The sequence below is a fragment of the Luteitalea pratensis genome, from assembly GCF_001618865.1.
Classification (GTDB): Bacteria; Acidobacteriota; Vicinamibacteria; order Vicinamibacterales; family Vicinamibacteraceae; genus Luteitalea; species Luteitalea pratensis.
Window position 1 is genome coordinate 1,804,680 of the sequence record NZ_CP015136.1, and the last position, 17,691, is coordinate 1,822,370.

A 17,691-nucleotide genomic window follows, 5' to 3' on the forward strand; every position below is an offset into this window, starting at 1 on the left:
TCAGCGTGCTGCTCGCATGTACGCGGCGCCGATCGCGCTGCCTCCGCAACCCGGACGCCGCAACGCCCAGGGCCGACACTGCATGACGACACCACACACTCGCATCGCCGACATTGTCAAGACCGCGCGCCAGCCGCTTCTCGAAGGATGGCTGGCCAGTCTCAGGGAAGCGCTCGGTGATGGCCGCATCGCGAATGCGGAGCTGACCCGGCAGGCGACCGACCTGCTTGGCCTGATCACGCCTGCGCTCGAGACGGGGACCGACGTCCAGGGCGACGGCTGGGCGGCGACACGGCAGCTGCTCGAGGAGATCTCGCGGTCGCGGGCGGTGCAGGGCTTCAGCTGGACCGAGACCGCGACGTTCATCTTCTCGCTGAAGAAGGCGCTGTTTCACGAACTGCGACGTGCCTTCGGCGCTGACGCCCAGGCGCTGGCCGACGCGACGTGGCAGGCCAACGTCGTCGTCGACGCGCTCGGGATGCACACCATCCACACGTTCCAACGCAGCCGCGAATCGATCATCCTGCGCCAGCAGGAGGAGTTGCTCGAGCTCTCGACGCCGGTCGTGACCCTGTGGGACGGCATCCTGGCGCTGCCGATGATCGGCACCCTCGACAGCGCCCGCACGCAGGTGGTCATGGAGTCGCTGCTGCAGCGAATCGTCGAGACCGGCTCCGAGGTGGCGATTATCGACATCACCGGCGTCCCCACCGTCGACACCCTCGTCGCGCAGCACCTGCTCAAGACCGTGACGGCGATCCGCCTGATGGGAGCCGATTGCATCATCAGCGGCATCCGGCCGCAGATTGCGCAGACGATCGTCCACCTGGGGGTCGACCTGCGAGGCGTGATCACCAAGGCCAGCCTGGCCGACGCGCTCGCGGTGGCCTTCGATCGCTCTGGCCTCACGGTCGTGAAGCGGCACGCGTCGTAGGGGGATCGGTGGAACGCATCCCGATCCTCCGGATGGGCAATCTCCTGCTCGTCACGATCCAGGTCGACATGCACGACCGCCTGGCGCTGACGCTGCAGGACGACCTCACGACCCAGATCGAGCGGCATGCTGCCAAGGGCGTGCTGCTCGATATCTCCTCGCTCGACGTCGTCGATTCCTTCATCGGCCGGATCATCGCGAACCTGTCGCGGATGGCCCGTATCCTCGATGCCCGGACGGTCGTCGTCGGCATGCGACCCGCGGTGGCGATCACCCTGGTCGAACTGGGCCTGAGCCTGCAGGGCGTGGAGACCGCGCTCGACGTCGAGCGCGGCATGCGCCTGCTGCGGCGGCCGCCAACTCCCGAGCCGCTCCGTGCCGATTATCAGGACTGAGTCGCTGCCGATCCGTTCGGAGCAGGACATCGTTTTCGCGCGCCAGGCGGTGCGACGCCTGACCCAGGAACTCGGCTTCGGCCTGGTCGATCAGACCAAGCTGGTGACCGCGACAAGCGAACTGGCCCGTAACGCGCTCGTCTACGGGCTGGGGGGGACCATGGTCTGCGAGCTGCTGGCCGAGGGCGCGCGCAACGGCCTGCGCCTGCAGTTCATCGACCAGGGGCCCGGCATTGCCGATCTCGCGCAGGCGATGAGCGACGGCTGGACCTCCGGCCAGGGCCTGGGACTCGGACTGTCGGGCGCCAAGCGCCTGGTCGGCGAGTTCTCGATCGAGTCCGTCCCCGGACAGGGGACGACGGTGACCATCGCGCGGTGGAGATGATGGACCCCGTGCAGGTCTGCATCCCGGTGTCGGACCCGAGCCAGGTGGGCGAAGTGCGTCGCGCCGTCGCGCGGATGGCACAGCCGCTGACGATGTCGGAGTCACGCCGGGGCGACGCGTCGATCATCGCCAACGAACTGGCGACCAACCTCGTGCGCCACGCACGCGACGGCCGGATACTGCTGCAGGTGATGTCACACGGGGCTTCCCGCTGGCTCGAACTGCTGTCGGTGGATGGCGGCCCGGGGATGGCCGACGTGCAGCGATGCCTGCGGGATGGATACTCGACCGGCGGTACGCCGGGCACCGGGTTGGGCGCGGTGAAGCGGCTGTCCGATGAATTCGACGTCCACTCCATGCCCGGAAAGGGGACGGTGATCGTGTCGCGGGTCGCCACCCACACGGCGCTGCCCAACGTGTTCGCGGTCGGCGCGGTCTGCCTGACCGCTCAGGGCGAGGATGTCTGCGGCGACACGTGGCGCAGCGTCGAGCGCGAACGGGAACTCGCCGTGATGGTGGCCGACGGCCTCGGCCATGGACCCGACGCGGCTGTCGCGGCCAATCTCGCAGGCGTCGCCTTCGAGGGCGAACCGTTCGCATCGCCAGAGCAGTTCTACCAGAGCGCGCACCGGTCGCTGAACGGCAGCCGCGGCGCGGCCCTGGCGCGCGCGGTGATCGGGTCGACCGGTGAGGTGCAGTACTCCGGCATCGGCAACATCGCCGGGAGCCTGGTCGGCAGCGAGCGCAGCCGCGGCCTGGCCAGCCAGAACGGGACGGTGGGTGTCCAGATCCGGAGCCATGTCTCGACGTACTCGCACGTGATGCCGGCGCCGGGGGTGTTGCTGATGCACTCGGACGGGATTACCAGCCGCTGGTCGTTCGACCAGTACCCCGGCCTGCTGCTCCGACATCCGGCGGTGATTGCCGGCGTCCTCAGTCGCGACTTCGTGCGCGGCCGGGACGACGCGACGATGCTGGTCGTGAGCCGGTCGCGAAAGGACGACATCCATGTCTGACGTGGCGGGGCCCTCCACGACCGACCTGATCGAGCAACTGCGAGCGCAACTCGCGCAGGCCGTGGACCTTGTACGCCAGCACGAGGCGACGATCGCGGCACTGTCTGTCGAACTGGACGAGACCAACCACGGCGTGGTCGCGCTGTACGCGGAATTGGACGACAATGCCATCCGGCTGCGCGAAGTCTCGGATCTGAAGAGCCGTTTCCTGTCCTACATGAGCCACGAGTTCCGGACGCCGTTAGGGTCCATCCTCAGCATCGCCCGGCTGCTGCTGGCGCAGATGGACGGCCCACTCACAGCGGAGCAGCGTACGCAGGTCACGTTCATCAACACCTCGGCATCGGAGCTCACCGAGATGGTCAACGACTTGCTCGACCTTGCCAAGGTGGAAGCGGGGCGTATCACCATCTCTCCGGCATGGTTCGACATGGTGGACCTGTTTGCCGCGCTGCGCGGCATGTTCAAGCCGATCCTCGCCTCGACCGACGTGTCGCTGGTCTTCGAGGAACCGCACGGCGTGCCCGCGATCTTCACCGACGACCGCAAGCTCTCGCAGATCCTCCGTAACTTCATCTCGAATGCGCTCAAGTTCACGACGCGCGGCGAAGTGCGGGTGACCGCCACGTTCGAGGCCGGCGATCGGGTGCGGTTCTCGGTGAGCGACACGGGCATCGGCATTCCGCCAGAGCATCTCCCGGCGCTGTTCCAGGACTACGCCCAGGTGGACTCGTCGCTGCAGAAGCGCCTGCGCGGTACCGGGCTGGGCCTCTCGCTGAGCAAGAAGCTCGCGGTCATGCTCGGCGGCGACGTGATGGTGACCAGCCAGGTTGGCCAGGGTTCGACGTTTTCGGTCGTCGTCCCTTCACGGATCCCGGGACACGAGCCGTCGCACGCGCCCCGTGCGCCTCGCGATCAGGCAGGCAACGATGTCCGGTGAACACGAGGCCTCGGTGCTCGTCGTCGACGACAACGCGGCGACCCGTTACGCCACCAGTCACGTCCTCGAGGCGGTAGGGTTCAGCGTGGTGACGGCGGCCAGCGGCTACGAGGCGCTGGACCTGGCCCGGCGCGATCGGCCCGATCTGATTGTCCTGGACATCAACCTGCCGGACATCGACGGCTTCCAGGTCTGCCGGCAGCTGCGCGCTCTGCCGGAGACACGGCGGACGCCGATCACGTATCTCTCGGCGACCTTCGTCGACGATGCCGACAAGATCCTGGGCGTGGATGCCGGTGCCGATGGCTACCTCACGCACCCGGTCGAAGCGCCGGTGCTGATCGGCACGGTACGGGCGCTGTTGCGCGCGCGCCGCGCAGAAGATGCCGTGCAGGAGAGCGAGGCCCGTTTCAAGGCCGTGTTCGACTGCGCGATGAACGGCATCGCGTTGTTGACCGAAGACCTCGTCTTCCTCGACGTCAACCCGGCGATGTCGCAGATGCTCGAGCGCGAGCGTGACGCCATCGTCGGCCGGCACCTGTCGGTCTTCAGTCCCAACGATCGGCACATCGACATCGCGGAGATCACCGCGGCCCTCAACGAGACGGGACGGTGGCGCGGCACCGCGCCGCTGCTCAGCGCCGGCGGCGCTCACGTCGAACTCGAATGGCACGTGTCGCGCGACAGTGTCGGCGACGCCCGCCTCGCTATCGTCAGCGACGTGACGCAGCGAGTCGCGGCGGAAGCGGAGCGGGAGCGGTTGCTCACCCTCGAACGCCTCGCGCGCGCGGAGGCCGAAGACGCCAATCGGCTCAAGGACGATTTCCTGGCGGCGCTCTCGCACGAACTGCGAACCCCGCTCAATGCCATTGTCGGCTTCTCGCGGCTGCTCCAGCGATCGCCGCTCATCGCCAACGACCCGGACGCGCTCAATCGCGTCAACGCGATCGAACGCAACGCGTGGGTGCAGGCGCGCCTGATCTCGGACCTGCTCGACGTCTCGCGCATCACCGCCGGCAAGCTGGAACTGGATCGGCAGCGGCTCAGCCCGGCGGATGCGGTGGCGGCGGCGCTGGCAAGCCTGCAGGGCCTGTCCAAGCTCAGGGGCGTGACGATCAACGCCAATCTCGATCGCGGCGTCGAAACCATCTGGTGGGACCCGTCGCGTTTCCAGCAGGTGGTGTGGAACCTGGTGGATAACGCGGTGAAGTTCTCCGCCAACGGCGGTGTCGTCGAGGTGGACCTGACGCAGACGCCCACCGCCGTCGAATTCAGGGTGACCGATCACGGTCAGGGCATCTCGCCAGAATTCCTGCCGCACGTCTTCGAGCGTTTCCGCCAGGAGCAGTCATCGGCGCGACGCGGCTACGGCGGGCTCGGCCTCGGCCTGGCGATCGTCCACGAACTGGTGACGGCACACGGCAGTACGATCACGGTGAGCAGCGCCGGCGAGGGACAGGGCGCGACGTTCCTCGTGCGGTTGCCGCGCGTGTTCGTGGCCGGCACCGTTGCCGACGGCACGACGCAGCCGATCGGGGCGGGGCTCGACCTGGCCGGCAGGCGCATCCTGGTCGTGGAGGACAACGAGGACGCGCGCGCCCTCCTGCAGGAAGTGCTGGGGGAGGTGCGCGGCCAGGTGCGCGGCGTCGGCTCTGTCGCGCAGGCGCTCGAGGTCCTCGACACGTTCGATCCCGACTTGCTGATCAGCGACCTCGCGATGCCCGGCAGTGACGGCTTCGATCTGATTCGCGAGGTGCGTGAGCGCGGCTGGGACGCGCGACGACTGCCGGCCGTGGCGCTTTCAGCATTTGCGCGTGAGGAGGACCGCCAACGCGCCCTCGAGGCGGGCTACCAGCTTCACTTCGGCAAGCCACCCGACCTGACGGCGCTGCTGACCCAGCTGGCGGGGTTGCTGGGGCCGACCGCCCCCGCGCCGTCCCGGACGGACCCGCACGCCAACTGACAAGAACTCGACGACGAGATTCGCGAGTATGTTCGAATGGCCACCGATCGCCACCGGTCGGCCGGCATGAACCATGACGATGCGCTGCGGGCTGCGCGCGCGGCGTTCGGCAGCATCGAGGCGGTCAAGGATCGTGTTCGCGACGTAGGATGGGAATCGATGTTGGACAATCTCCTCCAGGACGTTCGCTATGCCCTCCGCATGCTCACGAAATCGCCGGCCTTCGCGGCGGTGGCGGTGCTGTCGTTAGCCCTCGGAATCGGGGCCAACGCTTCTGTCTTCACGCTGATCTGCGGAGAGTTGTTCCCGGTCCTCACCTACCCCCACGCGACGCGGCTGGTGAAATTGGTCGGCTTCACGAACGGCGCCAGCACACCCACCCGATGCGGTTGGACAGCGCATTACCTTGAATGACGAACCGCACACAATCATCGGAGTTGTCCACCCGGACCCGTGGCTGCTGCCAGAGGTCTCAAAGGTTTACGTACCGGCGATGTTCGACGCTTCGGAGTCGACGCGGGCGCGGAACAATTTCGACTGGGAAGGTTATGCCAGGTTGCGTCCTGGGGCCGCGCCCGAAGCCATCGGTGTGGAAGCGGCCTCGGCCTCCTGGCCGATGCGACGCACCGGGAATGGATGGCGCACTCTGCATGGCGTTCCCCTGACGGAAACCGTGTTCGTCGACCGCGAGGAAAACCGCCAGGCACTGCTGCTCCTGCAGACGACCGTTGGATTTGTGCTCTTCATCGCATGCATGAATGTGGGAAGTCTCCTGCTCGCGCGCGCCACAGCGAGACAGCATGAATTCACGCTACGGGCCGCCCTCGGTGCGGGCCGCGGCCGGCTGTTTCGTCAGTTGCTGGCAGAAAGCCTCCTGCTTGCGTCGGCGGCGGGCATCGGTGGATTGCTGCTCTCGGTTGGTGGGAGCCGCGTCGTCGCAAATGTCTGGGGCTGGCACCCGACGGCCTCCTTCGACCCGCGCGTGCTGGCCTTTACAAGTGCAGTCGGTCTTGGAACCGCGATCCTCGCGAGCCTCGCACCCGCACGCCACCTTCTTCAGCACTCTGACGAGACGGCGCTGAGGGAGCACGGGCGAACCGCGGGCGTCAATCAGAAATCTCGTCGGATATTGCAGGCGCTGCTCGTGTGCGAAATCTCTCTTGCACTCGCGCTGCTGCTCGGCGCCGGGGCGTTGATCAAGAGTCTCTCCGTTCGACTGCAGAGGACGCCGGGCTTCGCCACTGCGAACTTGTTGCTGGCGCGCACCCATTTTCTGGGTGCGCGATACGCCGCCGCGGGCACGAAGGCCGAGTTCATTCGCCGGGCGGTTGACCAAATCGAGTCACTGCCCGGCGTACGCGCTGCAGCCGTCGTTGATCCGTATCCCCCCGCCGGTGACGCGGCATTTCCCGTCCGCGCGGCCGGCGCTCACGTGTTCGGCGACGACCCGCCGCTCGTCCGGCATCGCTCAGTGACAGTCGGATACGTTCGTACGCTCGCGATACGCATGATCCGCGGTCGTGACTTCGACCGGCGCGATGTGGGATCGGTTCCCGGCAAGGTGATCATCAACGAGGCCATGGCCCGCCGATTCTGGCCGGGCGAGAATCCCGTCGGCGGATCAATCGCGACGACGCGCGGTGGGGCGCCGGCGGTGCTGGACGTCATTGGTGTCGTTGCTACGGCCGACAACAACATCGAGTACCGGAATGAGCCGCGGCCCGAAATCATCGAGCTCGCTGCCGTCCCATCGCAGGCGCCGTGGTTCATGATTCGCACCGATCGGGACGCGATGCAGGTGCTTCCGTCAATTCGTGCGGCTGTCCTGGCTGTCGATCCCAATCAGCCGCTGGCAGCGGTTCGGACAGTTGAAGGATGGATTGCTCAAGAATCAGCGGGCCATCGCTCACTCAGTCAATTCCTCGCGAGTTTTGCGGTGCTCGCACTTGCGCTGGTCGCCATCGGGATCTATGGGATCGTCTCGTATACCGCTTGGTTGCGCCGGCGCGAGGTGGGCGTGCGAATTGCACTCGGCGCGAGCCGGGCTTCGATCGTTGGCCTGTTCCTCGGAGACACTGTGCGGTTATTGATCGTGTCGATTCCACTGGGCCTTGCTTCTTCTTGGGCCTTGACGCGCTGGATGGCCGCCCTGCTGTTCGGCGTTGGGCCCGCCGAACCGACGGTTCTCGTTACTGCTTGCGGGTGCGTAGTCGCCGCCATCTCGCTGGCGGCGATACGGCCCGTCTGGCAGTGTTCGCGTACCGATCCTGCTTCCGTGTTGCGCGCGGAGTGACCTGACCTGTGGTGGGTGCGCAGCAACGCTGCTCACTGACGACCGGTAGCCGGTTGTTCAGCGATTAGCGATTCGCGGGTATCCCTTGCTCTACCGTCTCGAGGAGCGTGGGTGGATCAAGGGGACGTGGGTCGAAAAGTCCGACGAGCCACGACGCCGACTCTACAAGGTCACGGCGGAAGGGCAACGCGTGCTCGCGCAGCAGAGCAAGACGTGGGCTGCATTGGTCGAGGCCGTGCGACGCGTGACGGGAAACGACCATGCCTGACTGGGCGCCACACGCACGAGCCCGCCTCGCACCTGGCAGCACACGGTGATTTCACCTCTCGAACTCCTCAGCGAGAGACGGCGATCCATGAAAGGAGGTCGCCATGACCACGTCGAAGTCCCTGCCGGCTCGTCGGTCAGTGGAATCCCTCCGTAAGCAGGCAAGGGCGCTCGTGCGCGACGTCGCCGCCGGTGACGCCGCGGCCATCGCGCGTGTGCGCGCGCACCTGCCCAGCGGTGTAGATCTGCCGCTGACGCAGCGCAACGCGCGACTCGTGATCGCGCGCGAGTATGGCTACACCGGCTGGCAGGACCTCATGTCCGAGGTCGGGCAGCGGCTTGGCACAGGGCTGGAATCGGCGGCAGCGCAGGCTCGACGCATCATTCACGACAACGACGTCGAACGCCTGAAGCAGCTCCTGGCTGAATACCCGGCGTTGATGTCCTGGCACGACGACGAGGATGATCGCGGGTTGCTGGGATTCGCCACCGACGCCTACGGCGACGCGGGCGACCCGGAGAGAGAAAGGTGGTTCACCCGCGCGGCGTGCGCCGAGCTGTTGATCGATGCCGGCGCGGTCGTCATGCCATCGGTATGCAAGGGCCTCCTCCAATCGCGCGCCAAGGGGTTGCTGCAGCTGTTTCAGCGCAACAACCTGCTGCCTCGCACCCTCGAGTTCCTGGCGGCGCTTGGCGATCTCGACGCGGTCCGTGCGGCTCTTCGCGAAAACGCCAACGATCCGGCTTCCGTCAACGATGCGTTCATCCATTCCTGTCGCTTCCAGCACGAGGCCATCGCGTCACTACTGCTGGATCGCTGCATCACGCTCGACGCTGAATTGGCAAGCCACGTCGATCGCGGCCCGGGACGCGCCGCATTCGTCGGGCATTTCATCGCCAACACGCCCAACATCGTCGACGTGGCCGAGGCCGGGTTGTGGCGCGGTTTCGTCATGGAACGGATCGCACGCACGCTGCACGACGGGGACCTGACATCCTTTGTCGATGCGCTGGGACGCGACGCATGGGCGTTGTCGGATGCGTGTGTGACGTTTCAGGTGCGCGTGATCGAAGTGGCGACGCTGAACGATCGCGGGGCCTTCATCACGGCCCTGCTCGACCTCGAGCCGGCCGTAGTGCGGCGGCAGCCTCCGCCCCCGTCGCAAGCCATCGAGTTCGCGTTCACATATACGAAGACGCATCTGCTTCCTCTGCTGCTGCGCATCTGGCCGCTGCCAGACGATCTGCCGCACGCCGCCGGGAACGGAGACCTCGCCCGCGTGAGACGCTGGTTCGACGCGGAGGCCAAGCCGGCGCTGGGCGACGCGGCAAATCATGCGCCGGCCACAAGCGTCCACCCGCGCGAACCGCAATGGGGCGGCGTCGGGGTGCAGCAGGTGCTCGACACCGCGCTCGCGTGGTCCGTGCTCAACCATCACTTCGACGTGGCCGACTTCCTGCTCGAACACGGCGCCGACATCAACACCAACTGGAACTCTCACGAGCCGGCGAGCATCCTCCACACCCTGGTATTCGAGGACGACTATGAAGCGATGCGATTCCTCATCGACCGCGGCATCGACATGACAATCAAGGACTACCGCTGGGGCGCCACGGCATGGGGTTGGGCGCGCTACGGCAAAGACGACGACAAGATGGCCCAGTGGCTGGAGGAGTCGGAACGGCAGCGGCAACTGGGACGCTGAGCCCAGATCCCTCATCGCCTCGTGCCGCACGGACGCGCCGTGTGAAGGATCGTCGCTGACACCCCAGGCAACTTCGCTCACAACGGGTTGGCCGCTCGACGGCCGGTCGGCTCGTTTCCCGCATCGCGCGGCTCTCGCTGGACCTGCGACTCACCTGGTGCGCCGCTTCGCATCCGTCATCAACCCCGCGGTGTAAGCGAAGGTCCAATCGACGCGGCCGCGTCGCCGGACGAACCTCACCATCGTGTCGCGATCGATGGCATACACGAATGGGGCTTCGCGCTTGAGAGCTCTTCGCTCGGCGGTCACGTCCGGCAGATTGAAACAGAGCCTTGCGCCGCACGGGGTCAGATCTACCGGCCCTTCGTCGGACTCGAACGTCCCCGCAATGGCAGCCAGTTCTGATGAGGGTGCCGGCAGATCGTGCAGCGGCGCCTCTGAAACCTCGAAGGCTGCTCGTGCGATGTCGGCCGCGACGGCGGTCGCCGCGGCCGCCTCGGTATTGATCAGCACCGCGATCATCAGTCGATCGTCCGGGAAATCTTCAAGAACCGTCGTGAAACCTCCGCCCGAGCCAGTGTGGCCCAGGACGCGATGACCAAGAAATGCACCCAGGCGCGTGCCGAGTCCGTAATCAACCCGGGTGCCGGCGGCCAGCTGCCCCGATCGACCAGTGACAACACCGCGGCCGCCGCAATATTCTTCGAGATGGACGCGATGTGAAAGATCGAGTCTGGCGTCACGGCAACGGCACGCGCGCGATCGGCGACACCGTACCCCCGCGCCAGGATCAACGTGCCGTCGCGAGCGACGGCAATCGAGAGACCCGCGTTCGGCCGATCGAGACTGCGCCGCGCGATGACATCAACGCGACGTGCGAAGGTGTCATCCGACGCGTGACCGGCAAAGCCGGTGGCGATCGCAGCGATCGCCACAAGCAATACGAAGGGCGCCTGAGCATGCTCGTAGCCACCCCCAACCTCCGTTCGAGCTGGCGCACCCGCTATCTATCGTTTGCCGACGTCGAACGAGATGCCTTGCGCCACCCGAAACTGCTCGGATCCCTGACGGCCAAAGGACTTGAACCACCGGGCATCCGTTCGCAGATCCAATGTGTCATTCATTGGCATCTTCAGGCCGCCGCCAGCGTTCATGGTCGTGGCCAGGCGCGGCTGGGCGCCGATCGGAGGACCGTTGGAGGAGAACACGGGCGCGCCGTATTGCGATACCCCAATTCCCCCGGCGACATACGGTGTCGCTTGGCCGACGCGCGGCAGGAAATACAAGAGACTGGTGCTTGAACTCAGCGCGTGGATGCGGCCCTCGCCATGACGATAGGCGACATCGGTCTCGACACTGAGCGTGGACGTGACAGGGAACGTGATGGCTGCGCCGACGGGCGATGCCGCGGCCGAACCAACCGCCACGTACGGTGTGACTTCGACGGTTCTTGCGTCCTGCGCCGCCACTGGCAGTGCCGCAAGCGTGAGAGCGACGAGTGCCAGGACAGCAGATCTGTAAGCCCGCATGACACCTCCTCAGCCGCGTGGACTGCGGCCGTTCGGCGTTTAGACGGCCGAAGCCTCAGGACAGCCGTCCTGGTTCCTCGTTCACGACACCCGCTCTCTGCCAGGGGCCACGGACCACTCCGCCCGCGGGCGACTCGTCAGCCACAGGATGAAGTCCGTCGCTGGTGGCACGCCGCCGTGCCGCCGGAGCAGCTTCGCGCACTGCGCCCGATGGCCGTGCGAGTGCAAGCAGACCTGCATGAACGCTTGCGCGACGAAACACTTGCCATTCGGAATCAGCGCGTCTTCCACGATTCGCTCGAGGTCCGACTCCGTGGCGGTGTCGAGCCACGCGGTTTCCTCTGTCTGAGTGCTGCCGTATCGCTCGATCAGTGCGTTGAACGAGAGAGAGGGGCGAGCCTCGTCCTGGTGCACAAACGGTACGCCCAGAACGGTGAGCAGCCAGAAGCGATTGGCCAGCAGGACGTGATGGAGCAGTTCCCACAGCTCCGGGTCGGACGCTGCCGGGCCGTTCTGCTGAATGGCGTGCAGCAAGGCAGCATTTGCGTGTCCCTTGTGAGCGATCAGATCACGCAGCATCTGGAGCACGTGCGAAATCCTGACAGAGGCGATGAACGAGTCTTCCCACGGGGCACAGCACCGTGGAACGATGCGCGTGTCCGATCAACCCTCACTTCTTCGGATTGTCTCGCTGACCGGCGCTCTCGGAGTGCCCGAGGTGTGCGCAGTCTTTCTGCTGCGCGGGTGTGATCGGGGTCGGCGTTTCACCGGCCGGCACGGAATTGCATCGCATCGTCTCCTCGAAGCCCGGCGCCGAGAAGACGAACGTCAAGGCGATCGGAGTGGTGCCGATGTTCTTCCCACTTATCCAGGTGTTCGCCGGGATGAACACCAGCCCTCCGCCATGGAGATCGCGCTCCTGGTCGCCGAGCCACACGTGGGCGGTTCCGCCCTGGATCAGCAGGATTTCATCCTGGACCAGGTGTCTGTGCTTCGGCAGTGTCGCTCCCGGCGCGAGCACCTCTGTCCCGGCCACCAGATGCTGGGAGCCATTGTTCTTCGGGCTCACCTTGAGGATGAATTGAGATGAGGCGGGTCCACTGCCGTCGGCATGAATGCGACGTGTCCGCAGTTCCCCTTCATCGCTGTCGAGCATGAGAGGCCGAGCGGCGGTATCGGCACTCGCAGTTCCTGCGGATTGATCCGCCCGGGATGCCGCCGCGCAGATCACGCCCGCCAGGATTGCGATCGCTGTCCCGACAGTCGAAAACTTTCTCGAGCGCATGCATCACCTCAGTGGGCAGTGTACTCGCCATTGCCGGAGCGAAAGCGCGGGACAGATGTCCGGCTCCGGTCAGGCCACATGGATGACTTGGATACGCCGCCTCAGCGCGATGTCGACCGATCGCGGAGCGGGTGGACGCCATCGATCGGCTCCACGGGGGTGACGAACCTGAAGGGCGAGGGACGCAGGCGGAAGGGGAGCGCCTGGGGGATCGTTCATGGAATGACGAGCGTCATCGCCATGAACAGTATCCCCCTAACGACGCCACTCTTCAAGACTGTTTGTTGGCCCGCAGGACCGGTATCATCGCCGGCCCATGTCGACAACCACGAACCGCGAAGCGGCGCCCCGCGATGGGCGCTCGGTGGACCATCGGCTCGCGCGTCTCCTGGATTCGCCATTCCTCGCGAGGGTCGTCCCGCACCTCGCGCCGGAGACGCTGCATCAGCTCATTCAGTACCGGGGACTCGATGCGTGCGGCCAACTGGTCACGGCTGCGACGCCCGCGCAGCTCACCTCCTTGCTGGACCTCGATCTGTGGCGCCACGCGCAGCCGGGACGCGACGAACAGTTCGATGTCGATCGCTTCGGCGAATGGGTCGAAGTGCTGGTGGACACCGGAGACTCGGTGGCTGCACGCACCGTCGCCGCCCTCGACACGCAGCTGGTGATCGTCGGCCTCTCGCGCTACCTGCGTGTATTCGACCCGGGTACCTTCGAGCCGACGGAATCGAGTGATGACGAGGCGATGGAACGCCACGACAGGATGAACAGCGAGACGAGCGGTGACGTGCTCGAGTGTGAGATGGGCGGCTATCTGGTGCGGGCACGGCGAACCGATGCGTGGGATGCGATCGTCACGCTCCTCGTCACGCTCGAGACCGAGCAGAACGATCACTTCCACGCGGTGATGCATGGATGCCGCCGCTTGTCCAATTCCCGACCGGAGATCGACGGTCTCGACGACCTGCTGATGGCACCGGAGCAGCACCTCCACGACGTCGCGATCGAGCGGGAACGCCGGCGATCGCGGCACGGCTACGCCTCGCCGGCCGACGCGCGCGCCTTCCTTCAGATGGCGCGGCAGCCGCGGGCCGCGTCGGCGCCGACCGCACCGATTGCGATCAACCCCATCGCCACGGCGTATTTTCGCGCGACTGAAGAAGAAGAAGGAGAAGCCGACACCACATCAACATCGGTAGATGCGTCTGAACGTGTGGCACACCACGCCGCGCCCGCCGTCGCCAAGGGTTCGGCGACGCAGGTCGGCGGCGACGATGACGCCCCCACATCGATCGACGCGGTCATCCAACTGCTGGCCGAGGCGGGCCTGATGCCGGACCGGCCGCGGGCCCTACTCGAAGCCCCGGACGAGGACCCCCGAGCCGCGAGCATCCCCCTGCTGAGGCGGCTGATGAGGTTCGTCCTGCACCATGACGAGACCGCGTACCTCTCGCGCAACCGTGAGCTGGCGTTCCTCGCGAATACCCTGGTCGCGGGAGCCTCCGTGCAGTCGCGGCCGTTCACGCCCCAGGAAGCGTCCGATGCGGCTGCGTGCATCTGCAACCTGGGTCTCGAATGCTGGCCCGCGCGCTGGCCGGGCACGACCTCGCTGGGTGCATCGTCGCCACGTGGACTCGAGACGGCCATGCCTCCCGACGCGTTCCTCGTGGATCGCAACCTCGTGACGGCGTTCGAAGTGGGCTGGTCGGTGTTGTACCAGGACGTGAGCCTGTTCGTGGCCGATCAACTCGTGTCGACGTTGGCCGATCTTCATCGTGTCGACGCTGACACCGGCCGCGGGCTCGACGCGCTGACGCGCATGCTCGTGAAGCAGCGCGAGGCCGGCACACCGTGGCGCGCGCGCGACGCCGCCGACGTGCTCGCGCTGCTCGACATGACCGCCTGGATCAGTGTGCTCGGATTGCTGGACGAATGTCCGATCCTGCCCGCAGCGCTGAGAGCCGTCCTCGAACGCCGCACGTCGCCTGTCAGCCCGCGCGCGTTCGAGTTCATCTCGACCAACGCCCAGATCGGCGACATCCGTGTCTTCATGCGAACACTGTCCGGAGTGTTGTCCGGCTGAACGCGTGCCCGGGCGAACCAGTCGGCGCGAGGGAAGCGCCGGGTGATTCCCGGAAGACTCGCCGGAACGAACAGAGGGCCAGTTGGAATAGCCCTCTGTCTCTGTCTCTTCGCGCTAGTGGCGGTTATGCCGACGGCGACGGAACAGGGATGCGGCGCCCAGAGCCAGCAGGCTCAGCGTTCCAGGTTCTGGCACGGCGCTACCGACGACGATGTTGTCGATCGCGAAGTAGTTGAGGGTGCCGGTCGTCGCTCCAGTCCCCAGGAGAACCACGCTGGTCAGATTCGCCTACTGCGGACCAAAGGCAACCGTCTGGAAATCCGGTAGCCCGCCTGGCCCATCGAAGATGCCGTCCGGGAAGAGCATGGCGGACACGGTGCCGCCGCCGAGCCGGTTGCCAGTGACTGTGATTTGCTCGGGGTACGCGTGACTGCCGGGGAGGTCGCTCTGCCACTCGGCGAAATCAAGTGAGGTCAGCGCGAATGGCGTCCCGCCGCTCTGCGAGAACGTCGTCTGGCTGATCGGGGGACCCTGGAGGGCGCCCTGGATCACGAGGTAGGTGCTGCCGTTGTCGACCTTCGCACTGTTGTTGGCGAATTGGTAGGCGTTCGACGCCATGTCGAAGACAAAATCACCGGAAAACGTGTCGCCACTGTGAGGCTGTGCCGTTCCCGCCGGGACGAAATGGTCTTCGAAAGTGATAATCGCCGCCTGGGCATTGCCGACGCTCCCGGCGAGAACCAGTGCTACCAGGGCCAGTAGTCGCCTCATACTTGGTCCCCTCTCCCAACCGATGTCGGGAATGGACCGCGGATAAAAGCTTCAACGAAGGAGTGCCTGTACAGCTCAGCAATTCGCGTTCCAGCGATTCGTCCCCCTCCACGAGGTACGGCGACCAAAACTCAGACGCGTTTGTCGCTCCCGAAGCGACATTAGTCAGCATCGATAGGCGCTGAGTCCCTGCCGTAAGGGTCATCTCCGGTGGCCGAACGTGAAGCCGAGCTGGTTCAGACATGCTGTTGGACGCATCAGGTTCGGCAACGGTCCCCGACACCCAGCCTCGGCGCTTGCGCAAAGGCAAGGCGCGGCTTTGGCGCATGGTCAACGGCCAGCGCACCGGGCAACCAGCGCACGCAGATCGCGCCAGCCGTACCCGCCGTGGAACTCCCCGGTGTCACTGACGAGACGTTGCGCGCCGAACGCCTCATAGAAGCCGTTTGACGGATTCGAGGCCTCCCCGAAAAGCAGCATGGAGGTCACACCCCGGCCGAGAAACTGGCGCGCCACGCTGCACAGCAGGAGTCGGCCCAGGCCTTGACGCTGCACCCGTTGCAGCGCGTAGATCTTGTTCAGCTCCCCCGCGAAACCAGGCACGCCACCATCGTGCGGCGTGCCCTTCGCGAACGCCACCAGGTCCCCATCGTCGTCCTCGACGACGAAACAGAACCAACTCTCGTCGGTGACGGCAAACGCCTCGCGCCACTGTCGCTCTCGCAGTTCGTACGATGGACCACCAGGCCGGCCGGCGCGATGCGTCTCGTTGAACGTCTGTACATGCAGTTCTGCCAGCGCGGGAATGTCGTCCGTCGTTGCGCTCCGCACACGAAATGGCATCTCCGGATCAGATCGTGTCGCGCCAGGCGGCTGCCGCGCCGCTGATCTCGGACGACTCCTGAATCGGGAGCACGACCCGAGTCGTGAATTTCAGGAACGGCGTCCACGGGGCCATCGTTTTCGCCAGGTCCGCGGCGCTACTGGCTTCGATGAGGGCGACGCCGCCGCCTCCGTCTGCGAAGCCATAAAAGGCCTGGAAGCCTCCGGGGCCAGGCTGCCACTTCGAAAAGAGCTGGAGTGAACGCTTTTGATTGGCCTCAGATGTGTCGACGAAATCCCACGTCACGTGAAACAGCATTGAGTCCTCCGTTTTGCGCGCCACGAGTGGCTCGTGGCGACGCCGGGGCCGTTCTGGCGCAGGTCGCCTTTGACTGGGCCCAGCGCCACTGAACGCCCCAGCGCGGCGATCCGTACACAGCGCGCGTTTGTTCAGGCGCCGACGCGGAGGGTGCGCTTGTACCAGCCAATCCGAGCGAGAGCGAGAACGACGACTCAGGGGCGAACGGTGACCGCGGACACGAGCTGGAACTGGAGCCGCGTCTCGGCGGGCAGTTTGAGGTGCTCCTCGCCCTGGCTCGCGACCACCGCGCCGGTGATGCCGCCGACGGCCGCACCGATCGCTGCGCCTTCGCCACCACCGGCGATGCCGCCGACGATGGCGCCGAGCCCGATACCGCCGCCGACCTTGCGGCCGGTCTTCTTGCCCTCACCCTTCCCCTTGGTCTCGACGTAGGTGGTCACGATCTCGTACGAAAAACCACCGTAGGACAGGCTGTTGGCCTTGAGCGTGATCTTGTCGCTGCCCTTCATCTTGCCGGACTGCTGGACGTTCACCGCCTGCAGCGTGACACCCGCGCCGCGCGGGATCACCACCCGGCCGTTGATCATGACCGGGTCGTCCAGCAGCGCCCGGAATGTCGTGCCGGCACCGGTCGCATCGACGTCGATGCCCTGCGTGAGTCGCACGTTCAACATCGTCTGTGCGGGCACGGTGATGGGCGCCGGACGGCGCGTCGGCTCCGGTGGCGGCGTTGGCGGCTCGACACGGCGCGGCGTGAACTCGAGCGAGGCCACGTCGGCCACCGGGAACTGCGCCTTGCGGCCGTTCTTCAGCAGCACCGTGACCACCTCCTCGTCGGCGCCGACGAGGGTGCCCTCGAGCGACTGTCCTGACCGGAGCCGCACGCGGTCGGCCGACAGCGCTGCACTCGAGAGCAGGACGACCACAGCCAGGCAGATGGAGGAGCGATGAGTTGACATCTGGTTCGGCCTCTCTGG

General features: G+C 66.1%; 20 protein-coding genes and 1 pseudogene. 11 read left to right on the forward strand and 10 right to left on the reverse strand.

Going from position 1 to position 17,691, the window contains the following annotated elements; translation table 11 throughout:
• Positions 1–82 precede the first annotated feature (82 nt).
• The 10 genes and pseudogenes from LuPra_RS07365 to LuPra_RS07410 all read left to right on the forward strand — a co-directional run bounded on the left by LuPra_RS07365 (position 83) and on the right by LuPra_RS07410 (position 9,899).
• Positions 83–934, forward strand: a complete 852-nt coding sequence (locus LuPra_RS07365) for an STAS domain-containing protein (RefSeq protein WP_110174573.1) — start codon at positions 83–85, stop codon at positions 932–934.
• 8 nt (positions 935–942) lie between these two features.
• Complete coding sequence (locus LuPra_RS07370; RefSeq protein WP_201792180.1) at positions 943–1,329, forward strand: STAS domain-containing protein; 387 nt, start codon at positions 943–945, stop codon at positions 1,327–1,329.
• On the forward strand, positions 1,316–1,714 hold the full coding sequence (locus LuPra_RS07375) for an anti-sigma regulatory factor (RefSeq protein ID WP_110174575.1): 399 nt from the start codon (positions 1,316–1,318) through the stop codon (positions 1,712–1,714). The genes LuPra_RS07370 and LuPra_RS07375 overlap by 14 nt, the downstream gene beginning before the upstream one ends.
• 8 nt (positions 1,715–1,722) lie before the next feature.
• Positions 1,723–2,730, forward strand: coding sequence for an ATP-binding protein (locus tag LuPra_RS07380; protein WP_162271322.1), 1,008 nt, complete (start codon positions 1,723–1,725; stop codon positions 2,728–2,730).
• On the forward strand, positions 2,723–3,670 hold the full coding sequence (locus tag LuPra_RS07385; RefSeq protein WP_110170151.1) for a sensor histidine kinase: 948 nt from the start codon (positions 2,723–2,725) through the stop codon (positions 3,668–3,670). Before LuPra_RS07380 ends, LuPra_RS07385 begins: the two co-directional genes overlap by 8 nt.
• Positions 3,660–5,633, forward strand: coding sequence for a hybrid sensor histidine kinase/response regulator (locus tag LuPra_RS07390; protein WP_157898853.1), 1,974 nt, complete (start codon positions 3,660–3,662; stop codon positions 5,631–5,633). Before LuPra_RS07385 ends, LuPra_RS07390 begins: the two co-directional genes overlap by 11 nt.
• 12 nt (positions 5,634–5,645) lie before the next feature.
• Positions 5,646–6,047: pseudogene (locus tag LuPra_RS07395) on the forward strand (permease prefix domain 1-containing protein); the annotation flags it as partial.
• Positions 6,040–7,926 carry an FtsX-like permease family protein gene (locus tag LuPra_RS07400; RefSeq protein ID WP_157898854.1) on the forward strand — a complete coding sequence of 629 codons (1,887 nt, stop codon included), beginning with the start codon at positions 6,040–6,042 and terminating at the stop codon, positions 7,924–7,926. The pseudogene LuPra_RS07395 and the gene LuPra_RS07400, both read left to right, overlap by 8 nt.
• 85 nt (positions 7,927–8,011) lie before the next feature.
• Positions 8,012–8,194 (forward strand): helix-turn-helix transcriptional regulator, encoded by a 183-nt coding sequence (locus tag LuPra_RS07405; RefSeq protein WP_157898855.1) that lies wholly within the window; start codon positions 8,012–8,014, stop codon positions 8,192–8,194.
• Positions 8,195–8,297: 103 nt separating this feature from the next.
• On the forward strand, positions 8,298–9,899 hold the full coding sequence (locus LuPra_RS07410; protein ID WP_110170156.1) for an ankyrin repeat domain-containing protein: 1,602 nt from the start codon (positions 8,298–8,300) through the stop codon (positions 9,897–9,899).
• A gap of 150 nt (positions 9,900–10,049) precedes the next feature.
• Here the strand turns inward: LuPra_RS07410 and LuPra_RS07415 are convergent, their stop codons facing one another.
• The 5 genes from LuPra_RS07415 to LuPra_RS07435 form a co-directional block, all read right to left on the reverse strand.
• A complete protein-coding gene (locus LuPra_RS07415) occupies positions 10,050–10,421 on the reverse strand; it encodes a hypothetical protein (protein WP_157898856.1) in 372 nt (123 codons plus the stop codon).
• Positions 10,421–10,834 (reverse strand): serine hydrolase, encoded by a 414-nt coding sequence (locus tag LuPra_RS07420; RefSeq protein ID WP_157898857.1) that lies wholly within the window; start codon positions 10,832–10,834, stop codon positions 10,421–10,423. Before LuPra_RS07420 ends, LuPra_RS07415 begins: the two co-directional genes overlap by 1 nt.
• A gap of 72 nt (positions 10,835–10,906) precedes the next feature.
• The gene (locus LuPra_RS07425) at positions 10,907–11,368 is read right to left on the reverse strand and encodes a hypothetical protein (protein ID WP_157898858.1); all 462 of its coding nucleotides are present in this window, start codon (positions 11,366–11,368) and stop codon (positions 10,907–10,909) included.
• 141 nt (positions 11,369–11,509) lie between these two features.
• A complete protein-coding gene (locus tag LuPra_RS07430; protein WP_234800911.1) occupies positions 11,510–12,007 on the reverse strand; it encodes a DinB family protein in 498 nt (165 codons plus the stop codon).
• Between the two features lie 91 nt (positions 12,008–12,098).
• Complete coding sequence (locus LuPra_RS07435; protein WP_157898859.1) at positions 12,099–12,584, reverse strand: cupin domain-containing protein; 486 nt, start codon at positions 12,582–12,584, stop codon at positions 12,099–12,101.
• Between the two features lie 445 nt (positions 12,585–13,029).
• Between LuPra_RS07435 and LuPra_RS07440 the strand changes: the two genes are divergently transcribed.
• Positions 13,030–14,799: a DUF6178 family protein gene (locus LuPra_RS07440; RefSeq protein ID WP_110170162.1), complete on the forward strand. Its 1,770-nt coding sequence runs from the start codon at positions 13,030–13,032 to the stop codon at positions 14,797–14,799.
• A 114-nt stretch (positions 14,800–14,913) separates the two neighbouring features.
• Here the strand turns inward: LuPra_RS07440 and LuPra_RS07445 are convergent, their stop codons facing one another.
• The 5 genes from LuPra_RS07445 to LuPra_RS07465 form a co-directional block, all read right to left on the reverse strand.
• The gene (locus LuPra_RS07445) at positions 14,914–15,072 is read right to left on the reverse strand and encodes a PEP-CTERM sorting domain-containing protein (RefSeq protein ID WP_157898860.1); all 159 of its coding nucleotides are present in this window, start codon (positions 15,070–15,072) and stop codon (positions 14,914–14,916) included.
• Between the two features lie 15 nt (positions 15,073–15,087).
• On the reverse strand, positions 15,088–15,570 hold the full coding sequence (locus LuPra_RS07450; RefSeq protein ID WP_110170164.1) for a hypothetical protein: 483 nt from the start codon (positions 15,568–15,570) through the stop codon (positions 15,088–15,090).
• 330 nt (positions 15,571–15,900) lie between these two features.
• A complete protein-coding gene (locus tag LuPra_RS07455) occupies positions 15,901–16,413 on the reverse strand; it encodes a GNAT family N-acetyltransferase (protein WP_110170165.1) in 513 nt (170 codons plus the stop codon).
• 7 nt (positions 16,414–16,420) lie between these two features.
• Positions 16,421–16,711 carry a DUF3303 domain-containing protein gene (locus tag LuPra_RS07460; protein WP_110170166.1) on the reverse strand — a complete coding sequence of 97 codons (291 nt, stop codon included), beginning with the start codon at positions 16,709–16,711 and terminating at the stop codon, positions 16,421–16,423.
• A 194-nt stretch (positions 16,712–16,905) separates the two neighbouring features.
• The gene (locus LuPra_RS07465; RefSeq protein ID WP_157898861.1) at positions 16,906–17,673 is read right to left on the reverse strand and encodes an LSm family protein; all 768 of its coding nucleotides are present in this window, start codon (positions 17,671–17,673) and stop codon (positions 16,906–16,908) included.
• Positions 17,674–17,691: the final 18 nt, after the last annotated feature.

What these genes read in the sequence shown, in the direction of transcription:
- LuPra_RS07365 (WP_110174573.1), top strand. Translation starts at nt 83, where the DNA reads ATGACGACACCACACACTCGCATCGCCGACATTGTCAAGACCGCGCGC.
- LuPra_RS07385 (WP_110170151.1), top strand. Translation starts at nt 2,723, where the DNA reads ATGTCTGACGTGGCGGGGCCCTCCACGACCGACCTGATCGAGCAACTG.
- LuPra_RS07390 (WP_157898853.1), top strand. Translation starts at nt 3,660, where the DNA reads ATGTCCGGTGAACACGAGGCCTCGGTGCTCGTCGTCGACGACAACGCG.
- LuPra_RS07410 (WP_110170156.1), top strand. Translation starts at nt 8,298, where the DNA reads ATGACCACGTCGAAGTCCCTGCCGGCTCGTCGGTCAGTGGAATCCCTC.
- LuPra_RS07415 (WP_157898856.1), bottom strand. Translation starts at nt 10,421, where the DNA reads ATGATCGCGGTGCTGATCAATACCGAGGCGGCCGCGGCGACCGCCGTC.
- LuPra_RS07430 (WP_234800911.1), bottom strand. Translation starts at nt 12,007, where the DNA reads ATGCTGCGTGATCTGATCGCTCACAAGGGACACGCAAATGCTGCCTTG.
- LuPra_RS07435 (WP_157898859.1), bottom strand. Translation starts at nt 12,584, where the DNA reads ATGCTCGACAGCGATGAAGGGGAACTGCGGACACGTCGCATTCATGCC.
- LuPra_RS07440 (WP_110170162.1), top strand. Translation starts at nt 13,030, where the DNA reads ATGTCGACAACCACGAACCGCGAAGCGGCGCCCCGCGATGGGCGCTCG.
- LuPra_RS07450 (WP_110170164.1), bottom strand. Translation starts at nt 15,570, where the DNA reads ATGAGGCGACTACTGGCCCTGGTAGCACTGGTTCTCGCCGGGAGCGTC.
- LuPra_RS07455 (WP_110170165.1), bottom strand. Translation starts at nt 16,413, where the DNA reads ATGCCATTTCGTGTGCGGAGCGCAACGACGGACGACATTCCCGCGCTG.
- LuPra_RS07460 (WP_110170166.1), bottom strand. Translation starts at nt 16,711, where the DNA reads ATGCTGTTTCACGTGACGTGGGATTTCGTCGACACATCTGAGGCCAAT.
- LuPra_RS07465 (WP_157898861.1), bottom strand. Translation starts at nt 17,673, where the DNA reads ATGTCAACTCATCGCTCCTCCATCTGCCTGGCTGTGGTCGTCCTGCTC.